At 36.0% G+C, this 21,149-nt stretch carries 18 protein-coding genes; 5 read left to right on the top strand and 13 right to left on the bottom strand.

Going from position 1 to position 21,149, the window contains the following annotated elements:
- Nucleotides 1-22: 22 nt before the first annotated feature.
- The 5 genes from TY13_RS02750 to TY13_RS02735 form a co-directional block, all read right to left on the bottom strand.
- Complete coding sequence (locus tag TY13_RS02750) at nucleotides 23-1,558, bottom strand: Ppx/GppA family phosphatase (protein ID WP_042471353.1); 1,536 nt, start codon at nucleotides 1,556-1,558, stop codon at nucleotides 23-25.
- 196 nt (nucleotides 1,559-1,754) lie between these two features.
- Entirely contained in the window at nucleotides 1,755-2,657 is a 903-nt protein-coding gene (locus TY13_RS02745) for a chemotaxis protein (RefSeq protein WP_042471350.1), read from the bottom strand.
- 230 nt (nucleotides 2,658-2,887) lie between these two features.
- The gene (locus TY13_RS02740; protein ID WP_268258001.1) at nucleotides 2,888-3,766 is read right to left on the bottom strand and encodes an NAD(P)-dependent oxidoreductase; all 879 of its coding nucleotides are present in this window, start codon (nucleotides 3,764-3,766) and stop codon (nucleotides 2,888-2,890) included.
- Between the two features lie 217 nt (nucleotides 3,767-3,983).
- Entirely contained in the window at nucleotides 3,984-4,160 is a 177-nt protein-coding gene (locus TY13_RS20000) for an aspartyl-phosphate phosphatase Spo0E family protein (protein WP_074432918.1), read from the bottom strand.
- 39 nt (nucleotides 4,161-4,199) lie between these two features.
- A complete protein-coding gene (locus tag TY13_RS02735; RefSeq protein ID WP_042471345.1) occupies nucleotides 4,200-4,388 on the bottom strand; it encodes a hypothetical protein in 189 nt (62 codons plus the stop codon).
- A gap of 263 nt (nucleotides 4,389-4,651) precedes the next feature.
- Here TY13_RS02735 and TY13_RS19995 point away from each other — a divergent pair, with 263 nt between their 5' ends.
- The 3 genes from TY13_RS19995 (at nucleotide 4,652) to TY13_RS02725 (ending at nucleotide 6,445) form a co-directional block, all read left to right on the top strand.
- Entirely contained in the window at nucleotides 4,652-4,828 is a 177-nt protein-coding gene (locus TY13_RS19995; RefSeq protein WP_066169499.1) for a YkvS family protein, read from the top strand.
- A 242-nt stretch (nucleotides 4,829-5,070) separates the two neighbouring features.
- The gene (locus TY13_RS02730) at nucleotides 5,071-5,682 is read left to right on the top strand and encodes a CPBP family intramembrane glutamic endopeptidase (RefSeq protein ID WP_042471340.1); all 612 of its coding nucleotides are present in this window, start codon (nucleotides 5,071-5,073) and stop codon (nucleotides 5,680-5,682) included.
- A 64-nt stretch (nucleotides 5,683-5,746) separates the two neighbouring features.
- Nucleotides 5,747-6,445, top strand: a complete 699-nt coding sequence (locus TY13_RS02725) for a hypothetical protein (protein WP_042471337.1) — start codon at nucleotides 5,747-5,749, stop codon at nucleotides 6,443-6,445.
- A 102-nt stretch (nucleotides 6,446-6,547) separates the two neighbouring features.
- Here the strand turns inward: TY13_RS02725 and TY13_RS02720 are convergent, their stop codons facing one another.
- Together TY13_RS02720 and TY13_RS02715 are read right to left on the bottom strand one after the other, a co-directional pair.
- Nucleotides 6,548-6,994: a MarR family winged helix-turn-helix transcriptional regulator gene (locus tag TY13_RS02720; RefSeq protein WP_042471335.1), complete on the bottom strand. Its 447-nt coding sequence runs from the start codon at nucleotides 6,992-6,994 to the stop codon at nucleotides 6,548-6,550.
- Nucleotides 6,995-7,365: 371 nt separating this feature from the next.
- Nucleotides 7,366-8,787, bottom strand: coding sequence for a PAS domain-containing sensor histidine kinase (locus tag TY13_RS02715; protein ID WP_042471333.1), 1,422 nt, complete (start codon nucleotides 8,785-8,787; stop codon nucleotides 7,366-7,368).
- A 206-nt stretch (nucleotides 8,788-8,993) separates the two neighbouring features.
- Between TY13_RS02715 and TY13_RS02710 the strand changes: the two genes are divergently transcribed.
- The gene (locus TY13_RS02710) at nucleotides 8,994-10,733 is read left to right on the top strand and encodes a B12-binding domain-containing radical SAM protein (RefSeq protein ID WP_042471332.1); all 1,740 of its coding nucleotides are present in this window, start codon (nucleotides 8,994-8,996) and stop codon (nucleotides 10,731-10,733) included.
- Nucleotides 10,734-11,044: 311 nt separating this feature from the next.
- Here the strand turns inward: TY13_RS02710 and TY13_RS02705 are convergent, their stop codons facing one another.
- On the bottom strand, nucleotides 11,045-12,394 hold the full coding sequence (locus tag TY13_RS02705) for a TrkH family potassium uptake protein (RefSeq protein ID WP_042471330.1): 1,350 nt from the start codon (nucleotides 12,392-12,394) through the stop codon (nucleotides 11,045-11,047).
- A 172-nt stretch (nucleotides 12,395-12,566) separates the two neighbouring features.
- On the opposite strand from TY13_RS02705, the gene TY13_RS02700 reads away from it, so the two are divergent.
- The gene (locus tag TY13_RS02700) at nucleotides 12,567-13,004 is read left to right on the top strand and encodes a hypothetical protein (RefSeq protein WP_154661499.1); all 438 of its coding nucleotides are present in this window, start codon (nucleotides 12,567-12,569) and stop codon (nucleotides 13,002-13,004) included.
- An 88-nt stretch (nucleotides 13,005-13,092) separates the two neighbouring features.
- Here the strand turns inward: TY13_RS02700 and TY13_RS02695 are convergent, their stop codons facing one another.
- From TY13_RS02695 to TY13_RS02675, 5 genes are all read right to left on the bottom strand, one after another.
- A complete protein-coding gene (locus tag TY13_RS02695) occupies nucleotides 13,093-13,854 on the bottom strand; it encodes a TerC family protein (protein WP_042471325.1) in 762 nt (253 codons plus the stop codon).
- A gap of 278 nt (nucleotides 13,855-14,132) precedes the next feature.
- Nucleotides 14,133-17,201 (bottom strand): efflux RND transporter permease subunit, encoded by a 3,069-nt coding sequence (locus TY13_RS02690; protein WP_042471322.1) that lies wholly within the window; start codon nucleotides 17,199-17,201, stop codon nucleotides 14,133-14,135.
- Between the two features lie 182 nt (nucleotides 17,202-17,383).
- Nucleotides 17,384-18,955, bottom strand: a complete 1,572-nt coding sequence (locus TY13_RS02685; protein WP_042471318.1) for a peptide chain release factor 3 — start codon at nucleotides 18,953-18,955, stop codon at nucleotides 17,384-17,386.
- Between the two features lie 31 nt (nucleotides 18,956-18,986).
- On the bottom strand, nucleotides 18,987-19,565 hold the full coding sequence (locus TY13_RS02680) for a VanZ family protein (RefSeq protein WP_195891647.1): 579 nt from the start codon (nucleotides 19,563-19,565) through the stop codon (nucleotides 18,987-18,989).
- Nucleotides 19,566-19,676: 111 nt separating this feature from the next.
- Nucleotides 19,677-21,146: a UDP-N-acetylmuramoyl-L-alanyl-D-glutamate--2,6-diaminopimelate ligase gene (locus tag TY13_RS02675; protein ID WP_042471316.1), complete on the bottom strand. Its 1,470-nt coding sequence runs from the start codon at nucleotides 21,144-21,146 to the stop codon at nucleotides 19,677-19,679.
- Nucleotides 21,147-21,149 lie beyond the last annotated feature (3 nt).

The raw sequence follows: 21,149 nt of genomic DNA, 5'->3' as shown, positions 1-21,149 counted from the left end.
AAGTTTGCTGGCATTATTGGTTTCATCCTTCCACTACAAATTTAATTGTTAAATTGCATTTAAATAAGCGTTCAAGATTCTTTTTTTGTCTATTTGCTTGGTATTCCTCAGCAACAGCAGTTCTTTTTGTTGTTACAATAACTACTATTCCTTCATCCACTTTTTCGAGTGTTACTGTGCTTACAATATTTCTTTTCGAGATATTCAATCCATAGACAAACTTTAATAGTGCCCCAAAATCCCTTAAAACCTTTTGCTCTTCTTTAGAAAACCACCCTGAAAACGGCTGTATAAAGCGCTCAAAATATTCTTTATTTTTATAAGAAGCTAAAAGAGCTATTTTTATTCGCTCTATTTGTGTTACCCCTGGAATCGACTGGTTGGCAATTAAATAAAATGTATGCTGGCTTGCTGAATCTAACTCAATATACTCACCTATCGCATACAGCTTAGCTGCTCGCGTAATAAGCTCTAGATGTGTTTTGTTATAATCAAACAACTTTAAATGACAAGCTACTTGATATAATTGCTCCGTTAAACTGCTAAGCATCATTACTTCCGTTTCAGAACGTCCATACTCAAATGCGATACGACGGGCATTTTGATTAAATACGTTGTACTTATCAAATGCCGCCCCATTATTCCCTGCAACCCGATTAATAATTAAGCCTTCACGCAATCCTTTTTTACTTAGTTGGAAGTGCTTTGATTTTACTACATCCATTAATGCAGCAAATGCTTCAAGTGCAAGGACGATAATATCCGCGCGATCTGCTGATAGACCATCTAAGTTTTTAAGCTGCTCAAAGGTCATACTGCCAAGCTCTAATTTTAATGCTTCAATATTTTGCTTTGTCATTTCATAATGATGTACATCTGAAATGGGGTAACCTATTTTTTGCTGATAAACTTGTCCAATATTACGAGCACTTCCTCCAATGCCGATAATAGGTAAATTAGCATCAACTATCCATGGCAGTGACATAAATTGTTGGCGCAAATAGCTGCGCAATCGCTTCTTTTCTTCTTCAGTAATAATTGTATTTTTCACATAATTTTGCTTTAGCGATACCGTTCCAAAAGGAAAACTATGCGTTTTAAGAAGCTTTTTATCTTTAAACAATGTTATTTCTGTTGAGCCACCACCAATATCAATTGTTATTGCAGATGGTGTAGCCATTGAATTAACAATAGCTAAAAAACCATAGTATGCTTCTTCTTCCTCAGTTAAAATGTCCAATGTCATACCGAGCTGATCTTGCATTCGTTGCACAATTTCTTTATTATTTGTTGCTTGACGCACTGCTGCAGTTGCTGCAATTTTAATGTCTTTTACATTGTAGTCTTCTAAAATTTGCTTAAATGACTGCAATAAATCTTGTAATAATTGAATACCTTCTTCGGACATCTCACCAGTCGGTAAAATATATGTACGCAGCCTTGCAACTTTTTTCATATTTCCAAATTCTCGTAAACCTTCATCCTTGCTAAAACGATACATAACGAGACGGACAGTATTTGAACCGATATCAATAATCGCTGTTCGCATATCTTTCATAATTGTCGCTCCTTTTCTATCTATTTAATCTATTTATCATGATTTAGTAGGTGTACGCCTTTTGCGCAATTAAAATATGCTTTACTATTTTTACTCGAAATAGCTACTTATCCGCCATATGGAAATCAAAATAAAAAAGTCGGAATACCTTGCGTAAGCATCCGACTTTTCATTACATATCAATGATAGGTGCTTACTACAAAATAAATTGATCTACACGTAAAATTAGCTCTGCGATTTCCGGTTTTGAAATTTGATCCTCAGCACCAACTTGATCTCCCTTATGTCGCAAATCATCCGTGATTAAACTTGAGAAGATAATAACAGGTAACACTTTTAAATCAGGGTTTGTTTTAATTCGCTTCGTTAAATGATGCCCGTCCATTTGAGGCATTTCAATATCTGTAATAACTAATTGAACATGTTCCCCTATATTTCCGCCAGCTCTCGCTAATGTCTCTAAGTAATTTAACGCATCTTGACCATTTTCGAAAAAGTCAATATTATCGTAGCCTGCTTCATGCATCGTATCATGTAGAAGCTTGCGCAATAATGGCGAATCTTCAGCGATAATAATTTTCTTTTCAGAACGCTCGCGTTTACCTAATTTTTTCACTGACTCTACACTAATACCTGAATCTGGGTTTATATCTACCATAATTTTCTCAAAATCAAGGAGTAGTATCATTTCTTCATTATACTTGATAACACCGATTACTTGCGAAACTCCACCTTGATACATATCAGACGGTTTCTCAATTTGATTCCATGAAATACGATGAATTTGTGTCACATTATCCACATGGAATACTACACGCTGTTTGTTAAACTCAGCGACGATATACTTTTGTTGTGGACCATGCTGCAAATGGTTCAGCCCTAATACCTTTAACATATCTACAACAGGTAAAACCTCACCGCGTAGTTGAATTATCCCTTCTACGTGTGGGTGGACATGTGGAATAAATGTTACGGGAATCGGTTGAATGATTTCTTTTACTTTAATAACGTTAATACCAAACTTATTATTAGCTACTTCAAATTCAACTATTTCTAATTCATTAGTACCACTTTCTAATAAAATACCTTTCTGATCCAAGGTCGCTCGCCCCTCTCTTAAAGCCCCTATTTTTATACTACAATTGTATCACAGCAAGCCTATTTGTCATATCACCGTTTTTAATTTTTACAATTGTTACATTTTTCTTAAGCAAGCATAGCTATCAATCAAAAAGTCTAGTTAAATGGACTGTTACCATTTAACTAGACTTCTCTCTTTGTGCTTAAAGTAAATTACATATAATAGGCACTCTCTATCTTGTTAATCATTTAGCTATTTTTCGTTTTATAATATTGAATTAGCGCTTGTGTGCCTTTATCACCATAACCTTCTGTTAATAAAATATCATACATTTTTTTGGCTAACTGTAAGCCTGGTAATTGCAAGTTCATTTTTTCAGCCTCATCTAAGGCAATTTTCATATCTTTAATAAAATGCTTTATATAAAAGCCTGGTTCTAAGTCTTCTTGTAATATACGTGGTGCTAAATTGGAAAGAGACCAAGATCCCGCTGCTCCTGATGAAATAGATTTTAAAACATCTTCCATTGTCAGACCAGCCTGTAAACCGTAAATAATGGATTCACATATACCAATCATTCCACCTGCAATTGCGATTTGATTACACATTTTTGTGTGCTGTCCAGCTCCAGCCTGTCCTTGATATACGATATTTCCTCCAAACACCTCAAATATTGGTCGAATCAACTCTACAACAGCTTTATCTCCTCCAAGCATAATAGATAATGTGCCATTTTGTGCACCAATATCACCGCCTGATACAGGTGCATCAATACTATGTATCCCTTTTTCTAATGCCAGAGTGTAAAGCTTCTTCGCTAATGTTGGTTCAGATGTTGTCATATCTGCAACAATTGCACCTTGCCTAGCTGTTGATAAAATGCCATTAGCTCCACAGTACACTTCCTCTACATCTTGAGGGTAACCAACCATTGTAAAAATAACCTCTTTATTTAACGCTGCCTGTGCTGGTGAATCAGCCCATTTTGCACCTAGTTCAATTAGTGGCAATGCCTTTGCCTGTGTTCTTGTATAAACTGTTACCTCATGTCCTGCCTTTAATAAATGCTTTACAATGCTTGCGCCCATAACACCAGTTCCAATAAACGCGATTGTTGTCATAGTTATTTCCTCCTCAAAATCCTTGGATGTGTAAATTTTAAATATTCCCTCTCTTTACTGTACTGTAAAAAGAGTAATTATTATAGTAGTTGGACAAAAAAAGAGTAGAAGCTTAATTTGCTTCTACTCCAAAAGGGGGAAATGAGAATGTTGCTGTGTTCAATTATATTATTCCCAGGATTTCATATAGTTAAACATACTTTATAAAAAATATTTGTTATTTTTAGTTCATTAACTGATCACTTTGATTTTGTTCTTTTTGTTTTGCGTATTTGTTCATCAATCGATCTAGTTGTTTACTCAAGCGAATTGTTTTGGCATTTCGCAGTCCATTTTCAATTCCCGAACGAATCATTAGTTCACGCGTACGTTCAAGCTGCTTTAAAATACCTTCCTCCACTTTTGTCCCCCCCTAACATTGATACAAATAACGTGCCTATTATGTTCGGGCAATGTCTAAATAAGTATATATAATATTGCCACCTTGTTTCGCTTCTCCTCTAAAATGCTTGAAATCAGGCTCATTCACCAAAATTTGTCGAAAAGCTAAAAATTCATCTTTTTCTATTTCTATTGACTGTACTTCTTTATTTCGCAAATCATCAATCTTTTTTCTATATAATTCCATATGAAACTCATATCTCCTTCGAAAAAGAAAATTTCTTTATTTTGTTTTTGCAATTTTCACCATCAAATATTACTTCGAATTTGAAATTAATATATTGTTATTATACAATATTTGCCTTAAGAATACAGCTCCAATTAGCACATTTTTGTAAAATAATACAAACCTTGCCCATATAATTGCTTTATATACTCCTAGTATGTTATTCTTAACAACAGTTATGGTAATGACGTGAATTATGAAGTCATTAAAGGAGTTGACTGCCTGTGAAAATTGCCGAAGTTGGAAATATCATTGAATTTAAAGATGGCTTACAAGGTATTGTTGAAAAAGTAAATGAGAATTCTGTTATCGTTGACTTAACCATTATGGAAAATTTCACGGACTTAGAAATAGAAGAGAAAACAGTCGTTAACCATAAACGTTATAAAATTTTATCTTGATTCAGCAATAAAAAACAATGCATATTTATTACCATTTTTTTAAAATTTATGCTGTTTCAAACCTCTCTACAAATGCCGCAATCTTTGCTACAACAGACTGATAATAAGTTCTGTTAGTATTATAATATGGCATTATTTACAATTACTATACTACAATGTTTAGAAAAACTCCCTTTCGTCATAAAATTGATGATGAAGGGGAGTTTTTTTGATAGTATTACGTTAGGAGGTTGATACATTTTATGAAATTAATTAAACAAGCTCCAGTACTGTTGCTTTCTTTAATTTTCATGTACGCAATGCTGTTTTATACATTTTCTGAAAAAACGATTTTTTGGTATTTGTACACATTCACTTTATTAGTTGGTATCGCCATTTCACTCGTAACAGAAAAATTTGAAGATAGCTTACCTACATGGCAATATTTAATATTCGGTATTGGTTATGGGACAATCACCTATGGGATTGTAAAAGCGGGCTATATAATATTACCAATAATAAGTCAAAGTGCTCCACAACAAATCGCGAGCTTTTTAGCAAAATATGGACCATCAACTGTTTGGCATTATTTACTACTTATCTTTATTATTGTCGTAGGAGAGGAAATGTTTTGGCGTGGCTTTGTTCAGCAACAATTAAAACGCTTTGTCAAAAGTAGCTATGCGGTCATTATTACAGCCGTTCTTTTCTCTATTTCGGTCGCTATCAGCGGCTTCATCCCAGGTACAATAGCTGCCCTTGTTTCCGGGCTTTTATGGGGTGCTTTATATGAATGGAAAAAGAGCTTACCGCTAATTATTGTGTCTCATGTTGTCTTTGTTTTGTTATTATTTTTAGTTTTACCACTCACATAATTACTTTTTTGCAGGAAACTTATTTTAATTAAGTACGTCCTTATATTTTAAGGAGGAATGTTAAATGAAAAAATATTTATTAATTTTCTCTATTCTAACTGCTCTATTACTAGCAGCATGTAATGCAGAGTCCCAATCTGAGGAACCATCTCCAGAAACTGATTCAAATGACGTTACAGTTGAAAATCCTAGCGACCAAGAGGAAACGGACAAGGATGGCGCAATAGAAGAAAAAGAAAAAGAAGAAGATGAAGAAGTAGATACAGAAAACATAACATCAGAAGAAAGTCCATCTAGTCAAGTACATTCAATTACGTATAAATCAAATAATCAGGAAATGAAAGGTTCTACAATTAATACAAAGAGTCCGCAGCAAGACTATCATATGGATTTAATGGAGGGATTTACAATCACTGCCGAAGAGCCTGGTCGTGATGTTGTAATGGCTGATGCAGATCCAGATGTATCAATGCGTATTGAAGCATTTCCGAAATCTGAAGCTGTATTCGATGAATTGTTAACAAATACGAATGACACAGTGAGCGCAATTGCCCCTGAAGATGGCTATAATGAATATGATTTATCATCTATTCAATTAAATGAACAAATTACAAATATGCATACATTTTATGTTGAATTTGAAGGCGAAACAGTATTAACACTTTTATACGAACTACCTGAAAAATTTATTCGCCTAACGATTTTTGATAATGAAGCTGATTTAAAAGATGCATTAATACAAATGGGTTTAACAATTGAGTAATTAAAATAGCTGTAGGGAAAGCGAACAAATGCGAGCTTTCTCTACAGCTATTTTTAGAAGGATAGTGGTTTTAAAATAATTAGTGTTTGGCCACACTCTCTTTTAATATGATAAATCCTTAACAGATAAACCTAGCTTTTTCAGCAGCTCAATTGCTTGGTCTTTTTCCTCTGGAGTTAACGCACTCAACAGCTCGTGTAAGCTTTTCTCATGCTGCGGAAATAGCTCCGCCATAAATTGAGATCCTGCATCTGTAATGGCTGCATATGTTACACGACGATCCGCTGCACAGGATACTCGCGTTAAATAGCCCCTTTTTTCAAGTTTATCTACTACATAAGTTATCGAACCACTTGCTAATAATATTTTATTGCCAATATGCTGTAATGGCTGTCTTCCTTTATGATAGAGTAGCTCCAATACAGCAAACTCCGTTGGATTCAATCCATTTTGGTGGAAAAATTGATTTGTTGATTCATTAATCGCTTTATATGCACGTGACAGTACGATAAATAATTTTAATGATTGTTTAATTTCTTCTGAAGCCATATGATCCATCCTTATCTGAGAAAACTTATCTACAAAGCATTATAGCCATTGCTTGAAAGACTTGTCCAATTTTTTAAACTAATTTTCTATATTTAGGTTTATTGTCAAAAGCTGTGGTTGATAAAATTAAATATAATTATGGCTCAAAGTGGAGTGTATGCTCACTTTCGCAGATTTTATATAAAAAGCCGAAAACGCAGTTGATTTCCGTTACGATTGGCTCGCTTTCCACGGGGCATAGCTCCACCCATAACGGAAATCATCGGCTTGTTTGCCTCTTCTATAAATTAAAATTGAAACTAAAATGCGTCAAAAGGCTACGGTAAAACCAGATAAATATCTGACTTTACCGCAGCCTCTTTATCGATTATTCAAGTTAGGCTTACAGATTCATGTAGTGGAATATTTACTACGTATTTGTATGGATCAATAGGAATTGTAAATGTGAACTCTGTACCTACACCTTCCTTACTCCAAACATTAATATCCCCATTGTGTTCCTCAATAATTTTCTTTACAAGAGGTAAACCAAGACCCGAACCTTGCTTCTTCGTAGTAAAGAATGGTGTAAATAACCCTTGCATTGTTTCTTCACTCATACCATAGCCTTCATCTTTTACAGTCAACTCAATATTGCCATCAATATTATAGCCCAGTGCAATTGTTATCGTTCCTCCTAGCGGCATCACTTCAATCGCATTTTTAATAACGTTAATAAGCAGCTGCTTCAAACGTACTTCATTCCCCATCATCTTAAATTCATCTACTAGAGAGTATTGGAGCATTAATATAATATTACTTTGAATTGCTTGCGGCTGCATAAGATCGACTATTTGTTGAACAACTCCAACCAAGGAGATTTCCTCCATTGAATATCTTGGTGGCTTCGATAGATATAGAAAATCCTCTAAAATAAGCTCTAAGCGTTCGAATTCTGCGTCAATAATCGAAAAATATTGCTTGCCATCTTCACTCATGTTTAATTTTAGTAAATCTAAAAATCCTTTTAAAGAAGTCATTGGATTTCGTATTTCATGCACAATCGTTGCAACAAGCTCATTTAAATTGGATAGCATTTTTTCCTCTTCATTTTCATTATGTGCAACATTTGTTTCAGACGTTACATCTTTAAATATTGTAACAATCAAGTTATTAGAGCTTATTGGGGTTGCTGTCATTTCATAAATCATTGTTCCACTAGCCATTTCACGTTGAAAAACTAGTGTACTTGTAGAGCAACAATCTATGTTTTCAAAATACTTTAAAGTTCGCACTTGTGAAATACCTAAATCATGTAATAGTTGTTCATACGTCTTTTGCATCGTCTGTTCGCTTGTATGCCCTAAAATTTTTAAAACACCTTGTGTTGCATTCACAATATAACCATGCTTGTCCGACAAAATTGCATCGTAGCATGCACAGTCTATAATAGAGTATAGAACATCTTTATTGACTAGCTTGTCCTCATTGTAATTTGGATTTAGCCATATGATAAGTGATTGCTCTTTTCTAAAATAACAACCAAATACACTTGTAGAAATAGCATTATTTTCTACAATAATGTTTACATTGCAAAATGCTATTCCTGAATACTTCACTTGTTTCATAAAAGCATTCCATGTTTCACTAGACATTTCATCAAGCATCAGCTGCCCTACTACATGATTCCTATCTAATAATTGCGCTGCTTCTTGATTCATTTTTTGAATTTGACCTGATTCGTGCATGATAATAATCGACTCTTTGCACTCATCAAAGAGTCTATCAAGCTTGGAAATATCAATATAACTCAAGGAAAACGAACCTCCTGTTGTAAAGTAATCGCGCTATCAATTAGTATGCTATTTATATCCTATTAACTATATTACATTTTTATTACCTAATATTCTATATTTTCCGAAAAATTATTTAGAAATAAAGACATTTTTTACGAATAATTAGTAAGTTGTCCCCTTTTTAATACACTGCTACAATGATAAATGTGAAGAGGAGAGAAATTATGAAAATTGTATTAACAACATTAAACGCCAAATATATTCATACAAATTTAGCAATCCGTTACCTAAAGGCGAGTGCCTATCCAGAATTTATACCGGAGCTTGCTGAATATACAATTAAAGACCCTGCTTTTAATATTGTCTCTGATTTGTTCCAAAAGCAACCCGATGTTGTAGGGTTTAGCTGTTATATTTGGAATATTGAAGAGACATTACATGTCATAAAAATGCTGAAAACTGTCTTACCTAATACAAAGATTATTTTAGGTGGACCTGAAGTTTCATATGATGTGCACCATTGGCTAAAAAACCATGCTGAAATCGATTTTATCGTAATGGGTGAAGGTGAGACTTCATTTAAGGAATTAATGCATTATTTCAATGGAGAAATGCCTTTAGAAGATGTACGTGGAATCTGCTATTTAATTGATGGCAAAGTGAAAATTCATGCGCAGCCGCCTAAAATTGATTTACGTGAGCTTGCAACACCATTTCGCTTTGAGGAGGATTTACCTCATCTTGGCAAGCGTATTCAATATATTGAAACAAGCCGTGGCTGCCCTTTCCAATGTCAATTTTGCTTATCTAGTATCGAAGTAGGTGTACGCTATTTTAATCGCGAAAAAATAAAAGAAGATATTCGCTTCTTAATGGACAATGGTGCAAAAACAATCAAATTCGTAGACCGAACATTTAATATTAGCCGCAGCTACGCGATGGAAATGTTCCAATTTTTAATCGATGAACACAAGCCAGGCGTTGTGTTCCAATTCGAAATTACAGCAGATATAATGCGCCCAGAAGTAATTCAATTTTTAAATGACAATGCACCAAAGGGCTTGTTCCGCTTTGAAATCGGCGTCCAATCTACAAATGATTTAACAAACGAGCTTGTCAAACGCCGTCAAAACTTTGAAAAATTAAAACGCACTGTCACAATGGTAAAGGAAGGCGGAAAAATTGATCAGCATTTAGATTTAATTGCTGGCTTACCTGAAGAAGATTACGATTCCTTCCGTGACACTTTTAACGATGTTTTTGCAATGCGTCCAGAAGAATTACAGTTAGGCTTTTTAAAGCTTTTACGTGGGACTGGATTGCGCTTAGAAGCTAAAAAATATGGTTACACATATGTTGATATTGCACCATACGAAATTTTCTCAAACAATGTCCTAACATTTGATGAGATTGTCCGTATCAAACATGCCGAAGATGTACTTGAAAAATATTGGAACGCACATCGCATGGATTACACGATTGAATATTTAGTAACGGAAGTATTTGAAACACCATTTGACTTCTTCCAAAACTTCGGCACATATTGGGAAACTCAAGGTTGGTCTCGTATCGGACATCAGCTAGAAGATTTATTCCGTCGTTTGCTCGAATTTTTACAGACAGTACCAAATGTTGATCTAGATATTATTCAAAATATTATGCAGCTTGATTATTTAAAGGAGCAGCAATTCCAGCCGCGTAAAATTTGGTGGCATGAACGTGTGGATGGCGAACAGCAGAAAAATATTTATGCACAACTTCGCCAAAACCCTGCTATTGTAGGGGAAGAATTTGTGGCAATGGATATTACAGAGCGCGATTTATTTAAGCACTCGCTTATTATCCCAACAACAATTTCTTATAATGATTTCATTAATGGACAAGTCAAAAAGCATAAAGGCTATTTATTCACGTATTTCCGCCAAGGGCAGCAGCCATACTTTGCAGATATTAAGGCTTTATAGGGGAAAATCTAGAGGTATCAGGAAAAAAATTCCTTGATACCTCTTTTATTTTGTCACAAATTGCAGAATCATAGTACAAACTATTTGAATAAACGCAAACAGATTAGCTAAGGCAAATTTCTTCATAATACAATATGATTCGACGGATAATATCATATCTCAACAATGGAACATAGAGGGCACAAAATATGCACAAGATTCATTACAATGACTATCAAAGACACTCTCTTGCATTTTATGAGGAACTTTTTCTGTTCTAACAGTAACTTCAACAAAAGGCTAGCCAAATTTCTTGGCTAGCCTTTTGTTATTCATCCAATGATGACGCGTTCCTTAGGATAGTGGTACTTCAATTTTTTCGTATTGCCCCCCAAAGTATATAAAAACGAAATAAGCCCGACACGCCCGATAAACATTAAAATCATTATAACGATTTTCCCGAATGTCGATAAATCGCTCGTGATACCAAGTGACATACCACATGTTCCGAATGCCGATGTGATTTCAAAAATTAGCTGTGTAGCTGTTGCTTGTGGCTCTGAAATTAGCAGCATAATCGCCGCTAAAAACACCATAAAAAGCGCTAATGTAATAACAACGAAGGAGCGGAACACATCAATCATGTGAATTTCTCGACCAAACACCTGAATTTCCTCACGACCGTTCGCATACGTAATTAAAAATAAAATAGCAATCGCAAACGTTGTCGTACGAATTCCTCCACCTACTGAGCTAGGAGATGCTCCAATAAACATTAAAAAGCTCATGAAAAGATCAGTTGCCTCACCAAATGTCTGTACATCATAAGTCGTCAATCCCGCTGAACGTGTTGAGATTGAATGATACATTGCAGAAAATAGCGCCTCGTGCCATGACATCCCTTTGAATGAGTGGAAGCTTTCAAGAGCTAGGATACCTAATGAACCTACAATAAACAATATTCCATAGGTTGCCGTTGTAATCTTCGTAAACAGGCTAAATCGGAACGGTTGGTCTCTTTTTGTTAAAAAGATTTTTAATTCAATTAAAACTGGAAAACCAATCGCCCCAAGTACAATTAATAGCATCGTAACAAATTGAACGAAATAATCTAAGTGGAACGGCTGCAAGCTCATTCCGGTAATATCAAAGCCACCATTTGTTGTTGCTGAGATCGATGTAAAAATACCATGTATCGAAGCTTCCTGCCACGTATCAAAATAACGTTTAAAATGCAAAGTTAAAATAATAGCACCAGTAGCCTCAATGAAAAATAATATTTTTACAATCTCCCTAATTAACTGGACAACCCCAGATAACTTGTATTGATTATGATCAATCATAATCAACTGTCGCTCACGCATACCAATTCTTTTTCCAACTAGTAGCCAAATAAATGTTCCAAGCGACATAATACCAATTGCACCTAATTGCAAAACAATTAGGAGCATAACAAGTCCAAATGTCGTATATGTTTCCGAAATATCAAAAACGGTTAATCCTGTAACACTAACTGCACTAACTGCTGTAAATAATGTATCTAAATAAGCTACCTCTACGCCTTCCTTATGTACCCATGGCAGCCGTAGTAAAACAAACGATGTAGCGATTGCTATGAAATAATAAGACACAAGTAATTGAAATGGCGTAACTAATCGTAATTGCTTCTTTTTCTTTTTCATCTAAATGCCCTTTCCTTCTTTAGGTAGTCATTAGTATAGACAATGTTAAGAAAAAAGAAAAGGGGAAACAGAGAAGTAACGGAATGTTTATAGTAATTAATAAATGCAAAATTCATTCTTTTTTGGTAAAATTATATAAATGGTGTATTCACAAATAAAAGTAGGTGATATTTTGAAGAAGTCTTTCATATTTTTATTAAGCATTTTATTGTTAGTTGCTTGTCAATCTAATGAGGAAACAAGAGCACCCATTGGGGAAGTTCTTATAGATAACAAGAATTATCAAATGATAGATGCAGGACATGAATGGATAGACGGGAATTTAACAATGCGAGCACCTAGATTAGGAAAATCATTATATGAGTATGCTAGCAACTTCGAAACATTAACTATATCAAAGGATAGTGAATTGATATTAGAAATCGAAAAAAACCCTGACACTATTTCAGTACAACAATACAATATTGACGGTGAAATGGAAATAGTTAATGCCATAAATAATAAAATTTCGTTACCATCAGTTGAAGGCTATTATTTATATGAAGTTGTTGCACAATGGGAAAATGGCAGTATGGTTACTTTTGTATTTGATATTGAGTTAATTAATTGATGTACATATGGCTACCCTTTTGTAGAACGCTAAAAAACAAGCAACTGTCGATAAGCTTACTTATCCAACAGTTGCTTTTATCATTTTATTAAGCTTCTTGTTTTTTATTTTTCGCTACACTAAAGAAATAACCACCTGCTGCAATTGCAACTAACACAATCCAAAACGTCGCTTTCCACAATGTTGAATGTGGGAAATCCATTGGAATTAACGCTACTCTTTCATGCGCTAATGTTAAAACTACTAATTTTACCCCTACCCAGCCAACAATTAAAAACGCTGCTGTTTCAAGTGATGGTAGTTTGTTTAAAACTTTTACGAACCATTGCGCTGCAAAACGCATGATGATTAACCCGATTAGACCACCTAGGAACATAACAGAGAATTGCCCTGCATTAATACCACCGATATGATAGTCAGTCAAATGTGGTAATGTTACTGCAATAGCTACTGCTGCAAGCATTGAATCGATAGCAAAAGCAATATCAGCTAACTCCACTTTTACAACAGTCATCCAGAAGCCAGAACCTTTTTTTTCTTTAGCCTGTCCTTCCTCATCGTCCTTTTTAAATTTCGCATCATAAATATTTTTAAATGAAATAAACAATAAGTATGCTGCACCAAGCGCTTGGATTTGCCAATAATTTACTAATACTGTAATTAAAAATAATGCTGCGAACCTGAAAATAAATGCCCCAAATAATCCATAAAATAAAGCTTTCTTTTGTTGATCCTGTGGTAAATGTTTTACCATAACTGCCATTACAACAGCATTATCTGCTGCAAGTAGTCCTTCTAATACGACAAGTACAAGGAGCACCCATGCGTATTCTAATAATATTGTTTCCATTGTCAATTCCTCCTTTAATTATTGTTTACCCATTTCCATACGTTGTAAATACCTTTTTTAGGCAACAAAAAAGACCTATGCCTAAAAAGTAGGCAAAGGTCTTGCTAAGCAAATTTCATTGCTATCACACCCGATGGCATGAAGCCATGTAATGACGAATGTGAAGTAAGTTCATTAGATTACTATTTACATCAAGCAATCCAACAATACTTATAGCTACTCCCCTTTGACATGTTGTCAATGGATATTCAACTTTATAAATAGTATACAGCAAAATACTATGTTTTTGCAATAAATTTCTTTAAATGACGTGTTTCTTTATCCATTAGGCTATAAATAATTGGGACAATAAATAAAGTAAGAAGCGTTGAAGCAAAAAGTCCCCCAATTACAACAATTGCCATTGGTTGATTAAGCTCCGTTCCCTCTCCTATACCTAATGCAAGTGGAACTAATCCAAGCATCGTCGTTAAAGCTGTCATTAAAATTGGACGTAAACGATCTTGGCACGCAAGGATAATCGCTTCATAGGACGACTGCCCAAGCTCTTTCTGCTGATTAATGTAATCTACGAGTACAATACCGTTGTTAACAACAATCCCTACAAGCACTAATATCCCAATAATCGCTGTCACACCGAGTAATGTATTTGTGATGAATAATGCAAAAGCGACTCCTATAACCATTAATGGCACACTAAACAGCATAACAAACGGGTATTTTAATGATTCAAACTGCGCTGCCATCACGATATACACTAAAATAACCGCAAGCAATATCGCAAGTATCATATCGTTTTTAGCACTTTCAAATAGCTCTCTATCCCCACTAAATATAACTCGCGTCGTCTCGTTTAAATCTACGTCTGCAATGGCTTTGTCAACCTTTGTTGAAATGCCACTTAATGATTCTGTCGTTGTATATTTAACGAAAAAAGCTACCGCTGAAGCTTGATCTGATCGTCTGATTGCTGTTTGTCTTTGCGCTAGCTCAATTGTAGCAACATCCTCAAGCTCGACAAAAAGACCTGCTGGTGTGCGCAGCTTCATACTTTTTAGCGCCTCAATGCTCTTATTAAATACATCACCAAAGCTTGTCATTACAGGCAGAACAACACCGTCCTCAGCTATAATTTGCGTCGTATAAAGCCCCCGTGTCATACTCCCTACTGTTTGCGCAATTTGTGCAGGCAGTAAACCATAATCTTTCGCTTTTTTCGGATTAACCTCAATACGAATTTCTTCAACAGTGCTATTTAAATCTGTTGTCACTTCACTCACTGTATCAATTTTTTCTACAGCTTGTTGAATAGCTAGTACCGACTCCTGCAACTGCACTTCATTTGAATCTGTTACGCGAAACGTCAATGTATTTGGAGTCGAACCAGATGATGAAGTTAGAGCAAATTCTATTTCTGCGCGTTCTCCTAGTATTGCTGCTAAATCTTTCTCCATTGTTTCAACAAGCTCAAAAATAGATTTGTTACGTTCTGCAATTGGTACAAGCTTAATATAAAGCTCTGCCTCATTCGCCATGCTTGTACCACGTGACATCGATTGTTGATTTCCACCAATAATGCTGACAACAACGTCCACTTCTTTAAGCGGCTGTATGTAATCCTCAATATCTGCTACGACACTTTCTGTTTTTTCTATAGAAGAACCGTTTTCTAACTGAACTTGTAACGAAACATAACCTTCATCTGTTGCTGGAATAAATTCAGTCCCTGTGCGATAAAGCATAAAGCCTGTTACTGCAAAAAGCAGTGAAGTTGTTATTAATACAATGGCGCGGTGGTGTAGTCCCCAGTGAATTATTTTGTTATACGTTTGATAAAACTTTGATATCTGGCGTCGTTCTGCCAAATTTGTCATTCTTGGCTTTAATAAATGGCTAGCTAGCATTGGCACAACTGTCAATGCTACGACCAATGAAGCAAATAAGCTAAAAGCAATCGTTAATGCAAACTCAGTGAATATTTGCCCAATTAAACCCGAAATAAAGACGACTGGTAAAAAGACTGCCACAGTCGTTAATGTCGAAGCAATAATGGCGAGGCTTACCTCCTTCGTTCCATATAAAGTCGCCTCTCTTGGTGATTTACCTAATGCCATATGACGCTCAATGTTTTCAATTACAACAATTGCATTATCAACAAGCATACCTATCCCTAGTGCAAGTGCACCAAGCGTCATAATATTTAAAGTAAAATCAGCAAAATAAATGAGCACAAACGTCACAATAACCGAATAAGGAATCGCAATGCCGACGATTAAAGGACTAATAAAGCCTCTTAAAAAGACAAATAATACAAGCATAGCAAAGACGCCACCAAATAATAATGATGAGGTAATATTATCAATTGCTAGCTTCACATAGTCACCTTGATCAAATAGTACATGCGCCGTAACACCCGCATATTGTGGCTGGGCTAATAATTCACTTAAAGCTTCTTGGAAAGCATCAGATACTTGCGCTGTATTTGCATCTGATTGCTGGAGTACTGAAATTAATAGTGCTGGATAATCATTCGCCCGCGTAATCGTTGTTTGGGGCTGTTCAGTTCGCTCTACTGAAGCTATATCTCGCAGTAGCAGCGGTTCATTTGTTAATGGATTCACCGAAATAATAAGCTCAGCGATTTGTTCAGAGGATGTAAATAAACTAACGATACGTGTCGTCAATTGCTGACCATCTGTCGAAACTGTTTCTCCAGGCAGAGAAATATTATTCGCCTGCACAAGTTGAATGATATCGGTTTGTGTTAGGCCTTTCTCTTCTAACTTGTTAGCATCTAAAACAATGCGAATTTCCTCAACAATTTTCCCTGATACATTAATGCTTGCTACACCTTCTGTACGCTTCAGCTCCTGCTCTAAAGCCTCTGCCATTTGCCGTAGATTAACATCTGCACTCTCTGCCTGCAAACCTAGCTGAATAATCGGGAATTGAGATGGATCAAATTTCATAAATGAAGGCTTACCTACTTCATCTGGCAATGATACCGCATCTAAACGCTGCATTATTTCCATTTGCATCACATTCATATCAGTCGTCCAGCTAAATTCTACAATTGTCAAATTAGCCCCCTCTTGTGCTGTGGACTGTAATCGCTTAATACCAGGTAATGTCGCTAAGCTACGCTCTAAAGGCTTCGTTACTTTTTCACTCACCTCAAGTGGGCTAGCACCTGGATAGCTTGTGACAACAACACCAACTGGCGGATTCAAGTTAGGAATAAGTGTTACAGGTATTTTAAAAAGTGAGACAACCCCTAAAATAATAACAAGTGCCATCGTCACAATTGTAAATACAGGGCGTCTAACAGAAAATTCAGTTATTTTCATTCGTTATACTCCTTCATATCAGTTACTCTATTTTCACCTTAATTAATTGTATTTATTCGACATTCTCTGTTAAAACGGATAGCTTATCAAATACAGAAAGCGCATGAAACCTTGATTTCATGCGCCTCTATTCTTATTAGTAGAATTTTTAAATGTGATTTATTCGCTAAAACAAAGTCGCTTTATAATAAGCTATATAATTTAATATTTTCATTTTTATCTGAGAACCAGCGCATCGCGAATTCATTTTCAAATAAAAATACTAGGTTGTCAAAGCGATCCTTCACAAGCATAGAGCGTGAAGAAGACATAGATTCTCTCACATCGTCCTCGTTTTCAATCCAACGTGCGATTTTACTACCCACTGGCTCCATCTTCACTTCAACATTATACTCATTCTTCATGCGATGCTCGAAAACCTCAAATTGTAATTGACCTACAGCACCTAACAATACTTCTTCAGTATGCAATGTTTTATAATATTGAATTGCTCCTTCTTGAACAAGCTGTAAAATCCCTTTATGGAATTGCTTCGATTTCATCACGTTTTTCGCAGTTACACGAACAAATAGCTCTGGCGTAAATTGAGGTAATTTTTCAAATTGGAATGTTTTCTTGCCTCCAACGACTGTATCGCCAATTTGATACGTACCTGTATCGTATAGGCCGATAATATCACCCGCAACAGCTTCATCCACCGTTTCACGATCATCCGCTAAAAACTGCGTTGACTGCGTTACTTTAAATGATTTCCCAGTACGTGCTAACGTCATATTCATGCCGCGCTCAAACTTGCCTGATACAATACGCACAAAGGCAATACGGTCACGGTGAGCTGGATTCATATTCGCTTGGATTTTGAAAATAAAGCCTGAAAACTCCCCATGCTCAACTGGATCGATAAATTGTTCATCCTCTGTTAAACGAGGTTGTGGTACTGGTGCAAATTGCAAATATGTTTCTAAAAATGTTTGCACACCAAAATTCGTTAGTGCAGAGCCAAAAAATACTGGTGTCAATTCACCACGACGAATTTTCTCCTCCGAATATTCATTACCTGCCTCATTTAATAACAAAATATCGTCCATCGCCTGAGAATAATAAGAAGTTACTTTCATTGGGTGGTCTACTGCTAGCTCGCCATTTTCGTCAAGCGGTAAAAAGCGCTCATCTTCCTCTGTACGGAACTGCTCTACACGTTTATTGTAACGGTCATAAATCCCAAGGAACTCTTTTCCCATACCGATTGGCCAGTTCATTGGATATGCGTTAATGCCTAGCACTTCCTCTAGCTCTTCAATTAATTCTAAAGGTTCTTTCCCTTGACGGTCTAATTTGTTAATAAATGTAAAAATAGGGATGCCACGCATTTTACAAACTTTAAATAGCTTTAATGTTTGTGCCTCAATCCCTTTCGCAGCATCAACTACCATGACTGCACTGTCCACCGCCATTAATGTACGATACGTATCCTCCGAGAAATCTTGGTGCCCCGGTGTATCTAGAATATTGACGCGATGCCCACTATAATCAAACTGCATTACCGACGAGGTAACCGAAATACCACGTTGCTTCTCAATTTCCATCCAGTCAGAAGTAGCAAATTTCCCCGTTTTCTTCCCTTTTACTGTACCTGCATCACGAATTGCACCACCAAATAAAAGCAGCTTTTCCGTAATTGTCGTTTTCCCAGCATCCGGGTGACTAATAATCGCAAATGTGCGACGTGATAATATATCTTGCTCTAAAGTCATAATTTTTTCCGTCTCCTTTTTTCATCCTAACTTATTTTAAAAGACTTTCCCCTATTGTTACAACCTTTTTTCTTAGAAACTGTACAATCTGATACAAAATATAACCTATCACAATCGCAATGGTATTTAACAACACATCATCCACATCTGTACTGCGTCCAATGAAAAACTGACAGCTCTCTATAAACAAAGGAATCACTAATGATACAAACAACATTTTCAATGTACTACGCATACTTGTCCATAATAAAGGAATAAAAAAACCAAATGGAATAAATAAAATAATATTGCCAGCTAAATTGTAAAAAGCGATTTCTGCTATCGGACCATTTAGTTCAGACATATACAAAGAAATAGTGCGAAAGGGGATAAAATTATGCCGTAAGAAAGCAGGCTCCAACTGCAAAACGATACGCCCATTCTCAAACCAATATTCAGGCAAAATCGTTTGCGAAAAAATACTGATGCAGAAGCAAAAGAATAGTAACATCATGATTTCATATTGTTTGTTTATAGGGCGTTTCCGCATCCAAAGAAAACGTAACACCCCATAAATCGGCAGTGTCAGCATACAATACAAAAGCATGCTGACTAAAAAAGATTGAATCATATATATTGCTCCTTTAATCGCTCTCCTAGAAAAGGCTATCTAGAAAGTGCGTAATGCTACTTTCCAGATAGCCTTATCAAATTGTGTCTGAATTGTATATGTGCATGGCACTTACACAAACTTCACTTTTCCTTCAGAAATAGCAATCTCTGCATCGCTATGAGGGTATTTGGTATTTTCGATAATTTGGTAATCCTCATGGCCTTTGCCAGCGAAAATGACAATGTCACCTGCTTCTGCAATATGAATTGCATGCCGAACTGCCTCTGCGCGATCGCCTATACATGCATATTGGTCATGTAGCATTCCTTTAGCTAAATCGCCCGTAATGCTATCGTATTCCTCGTAGCGTGGATCGTCTGTCGTTAAAATAACGTAATCTGCAACTGAGGCCTTTGCTGCCATCGTTGGGCGCTTTGATTTATCACGGTTGCCACCAGTACCAATTAAGAAAATTAATTTGCTATTTTCGCCTTTATAAGGCATTGCTGCATTAATCGCCTTTTCAATCGCGTCAGGTGTATGTGCATAATCGATAAATATTTGGATTGGCAAATCCGTTTGTACCTTTTCCATACGTCCCTTTACTGGCGGGAGCTGCTCAATTTGCTGGATAATGTCAAATAACGAAAACTGGCGAGCATACAAGCACGCTGTTGCAGCTAACACATTATAAACATTGAACTCCCCAAGTAAATGCATCGAAATATCATAGATGCCTTCAGGCGTTTGCATTGTAAAGTGTGTCATACCATCCTCATAACGACAATTTACTGCTCGGAAATCTGCATCGCTTTGTAGTCCATATGTCCAAATCGGAAACGGTGTTAACGTTTTATAATGCGCTGACCATTCATCGTCAGCATTTAACACAACATGCTTATCCTTGCGCAAATCCTGTCCTAACTGTGCAAATAATAGCCCTTTTGTGTTACCATAAGCCTCCATCGTACCGTGGAAATCTAAATGGTCATGTGTTAAATTCGTAAAAATGGCAACATCATAACTGACTCCTGCTAACCGACCTAATGCCAAGCCATGTGAGGATACTTCCATCACCATTGCATCACAGCGCTCTTCTTTTGCGCGGTAAATCATTTGCTGCGTACTTAGGGCATCACTCGTCGTATTAGCAGACTCGTAAAGCGTGCCATTTAAATTAAAGCCTATTGTTCCTACTAGCGCTGATTTTTTGCCTAAGCCCATTAAAATATTATGAATTATGCCTGTTACACTCGTCTTACCGTTCGTACCTGTAACCCCAATCATCAACATTTCTTCTGATGGATAACCAAAAAATCTGGCTGACAGTAAACCTAACGCTCGCTCTGTACTAGGAACAATTAATTGTGCTACATTGCCTGTAAGCTGCAATTCACGCTCTGCTACAATCATTGTTGCCCCTGCATCCACAGCTTTCTGTGCATAATCATGCCCATCAACTGTATAACCTTTTATACAAATAAACATGCTTTGCGGTTGCACGCTTCTTGAATCAACTGCGATATCTTCAATATAGCTAGGTAATACGCCAAGTATTTTCTTTTGTGGAATGACACTTATTAATTCCTCAACGCGCATTCA

The sequence above is a fragment of the Bacillus ndiopicus genome (assembly GCF_000612805.1).
GTDB classification, from domain to species: Bacteria; Bacillota; Bacilli; order Bacillales_A; family Planococcaceae; genus Metasolibacillus; species Metasolibacillus ndiopicus.
The sequence above is the reverse complement of the archived record's forward strand: the minus strand, read 5'-3'. Positions and strand labels throughout refer to the sequence as shown.

Bases quoted from the DNA above. Each gene is read 5' to 3' on its own strand.
- TY13_RS02750 (WP_042471353.1), bottom strand. From the start codon at position 1,558: ATGAAAGATATGCGAACAGCGATTATTGATATCGGTTCAAATACTGTC.
- TY13_RS02735 (WP_042471345.1), bottom strand. From the start codon at position 4,388: ATGGAATTATATAGAAAAAAGATTGATGATTTGCGAAATAAAGAAGTA.
- TY13_RS02730 (WP_042471340.1), top strand. From the start codon at position 5,071: ATGAAATTAATTAAACAAGCTCCAGTACTGTTGCTTTCTTTAATTTTC.
- TY13_RS02725 (WP_042471337.1), top strand. From the start codon at position 5,747: ATGAAAAAATATTTATTAATTTTCTCTATTCTAACTGCTCTATTACTA.
- TY13_RS02720 (WP_042471335.1), bottom strand. From the start codon at position 6,994: ATGGCTTCAGAAGAAATTAAACAATCATTAAAATTATTTATCGTACTG.
- TY13_RS02710 (WP_042471332.1), top strand. From the start codon at position 8,994: ATGAAAATTGTATTAACAACATTAAACGCCAAATATATTCATACAAAT.
- TY13_RS02705 (WP_042471330.1), bottom strand. From the start codon at position 12,394: ATGAAAAAGAAAAAGAAGCAATTACGATTAGTTACGCCATTTCAATTA.
- TY13_RS02695 (WP_042471325.1), bottom strand. From the start codon at position 13,854: ATGGAAACAATATTATTAGAATACGCATGGGTGCTCCTTGTACTTGTC.
- TY13_RS02690 (WP_042471322.1), bottom strand. From the start codon at position 17,201: ATGAAAATAACTGAATTTTCTGTTAGACGCCCTGTATTTACAATTGTG.
- TY13_RS02685 (WP_042471318.1), bottom strand. From the start codon at position 18,955: ATGACTTTAGAGCAAGATATATTATCACGTCGCACATTTGCGATTATT.
- TY13_RS02680 (WP_195891647.1), bottom strand. From the start codon at position 19,565: ATGATTCAATCTTTTTTAGTCAGCATGCTTTTGTATTGTATGCTGACA.
- TY13_RS02675 (WP_042471316.1), bottom strand. From the start codon at position 21,146: ATGCGCGTTGAGGAATTAATAAGTGTCATTCCACAAAAGAAAATACTT.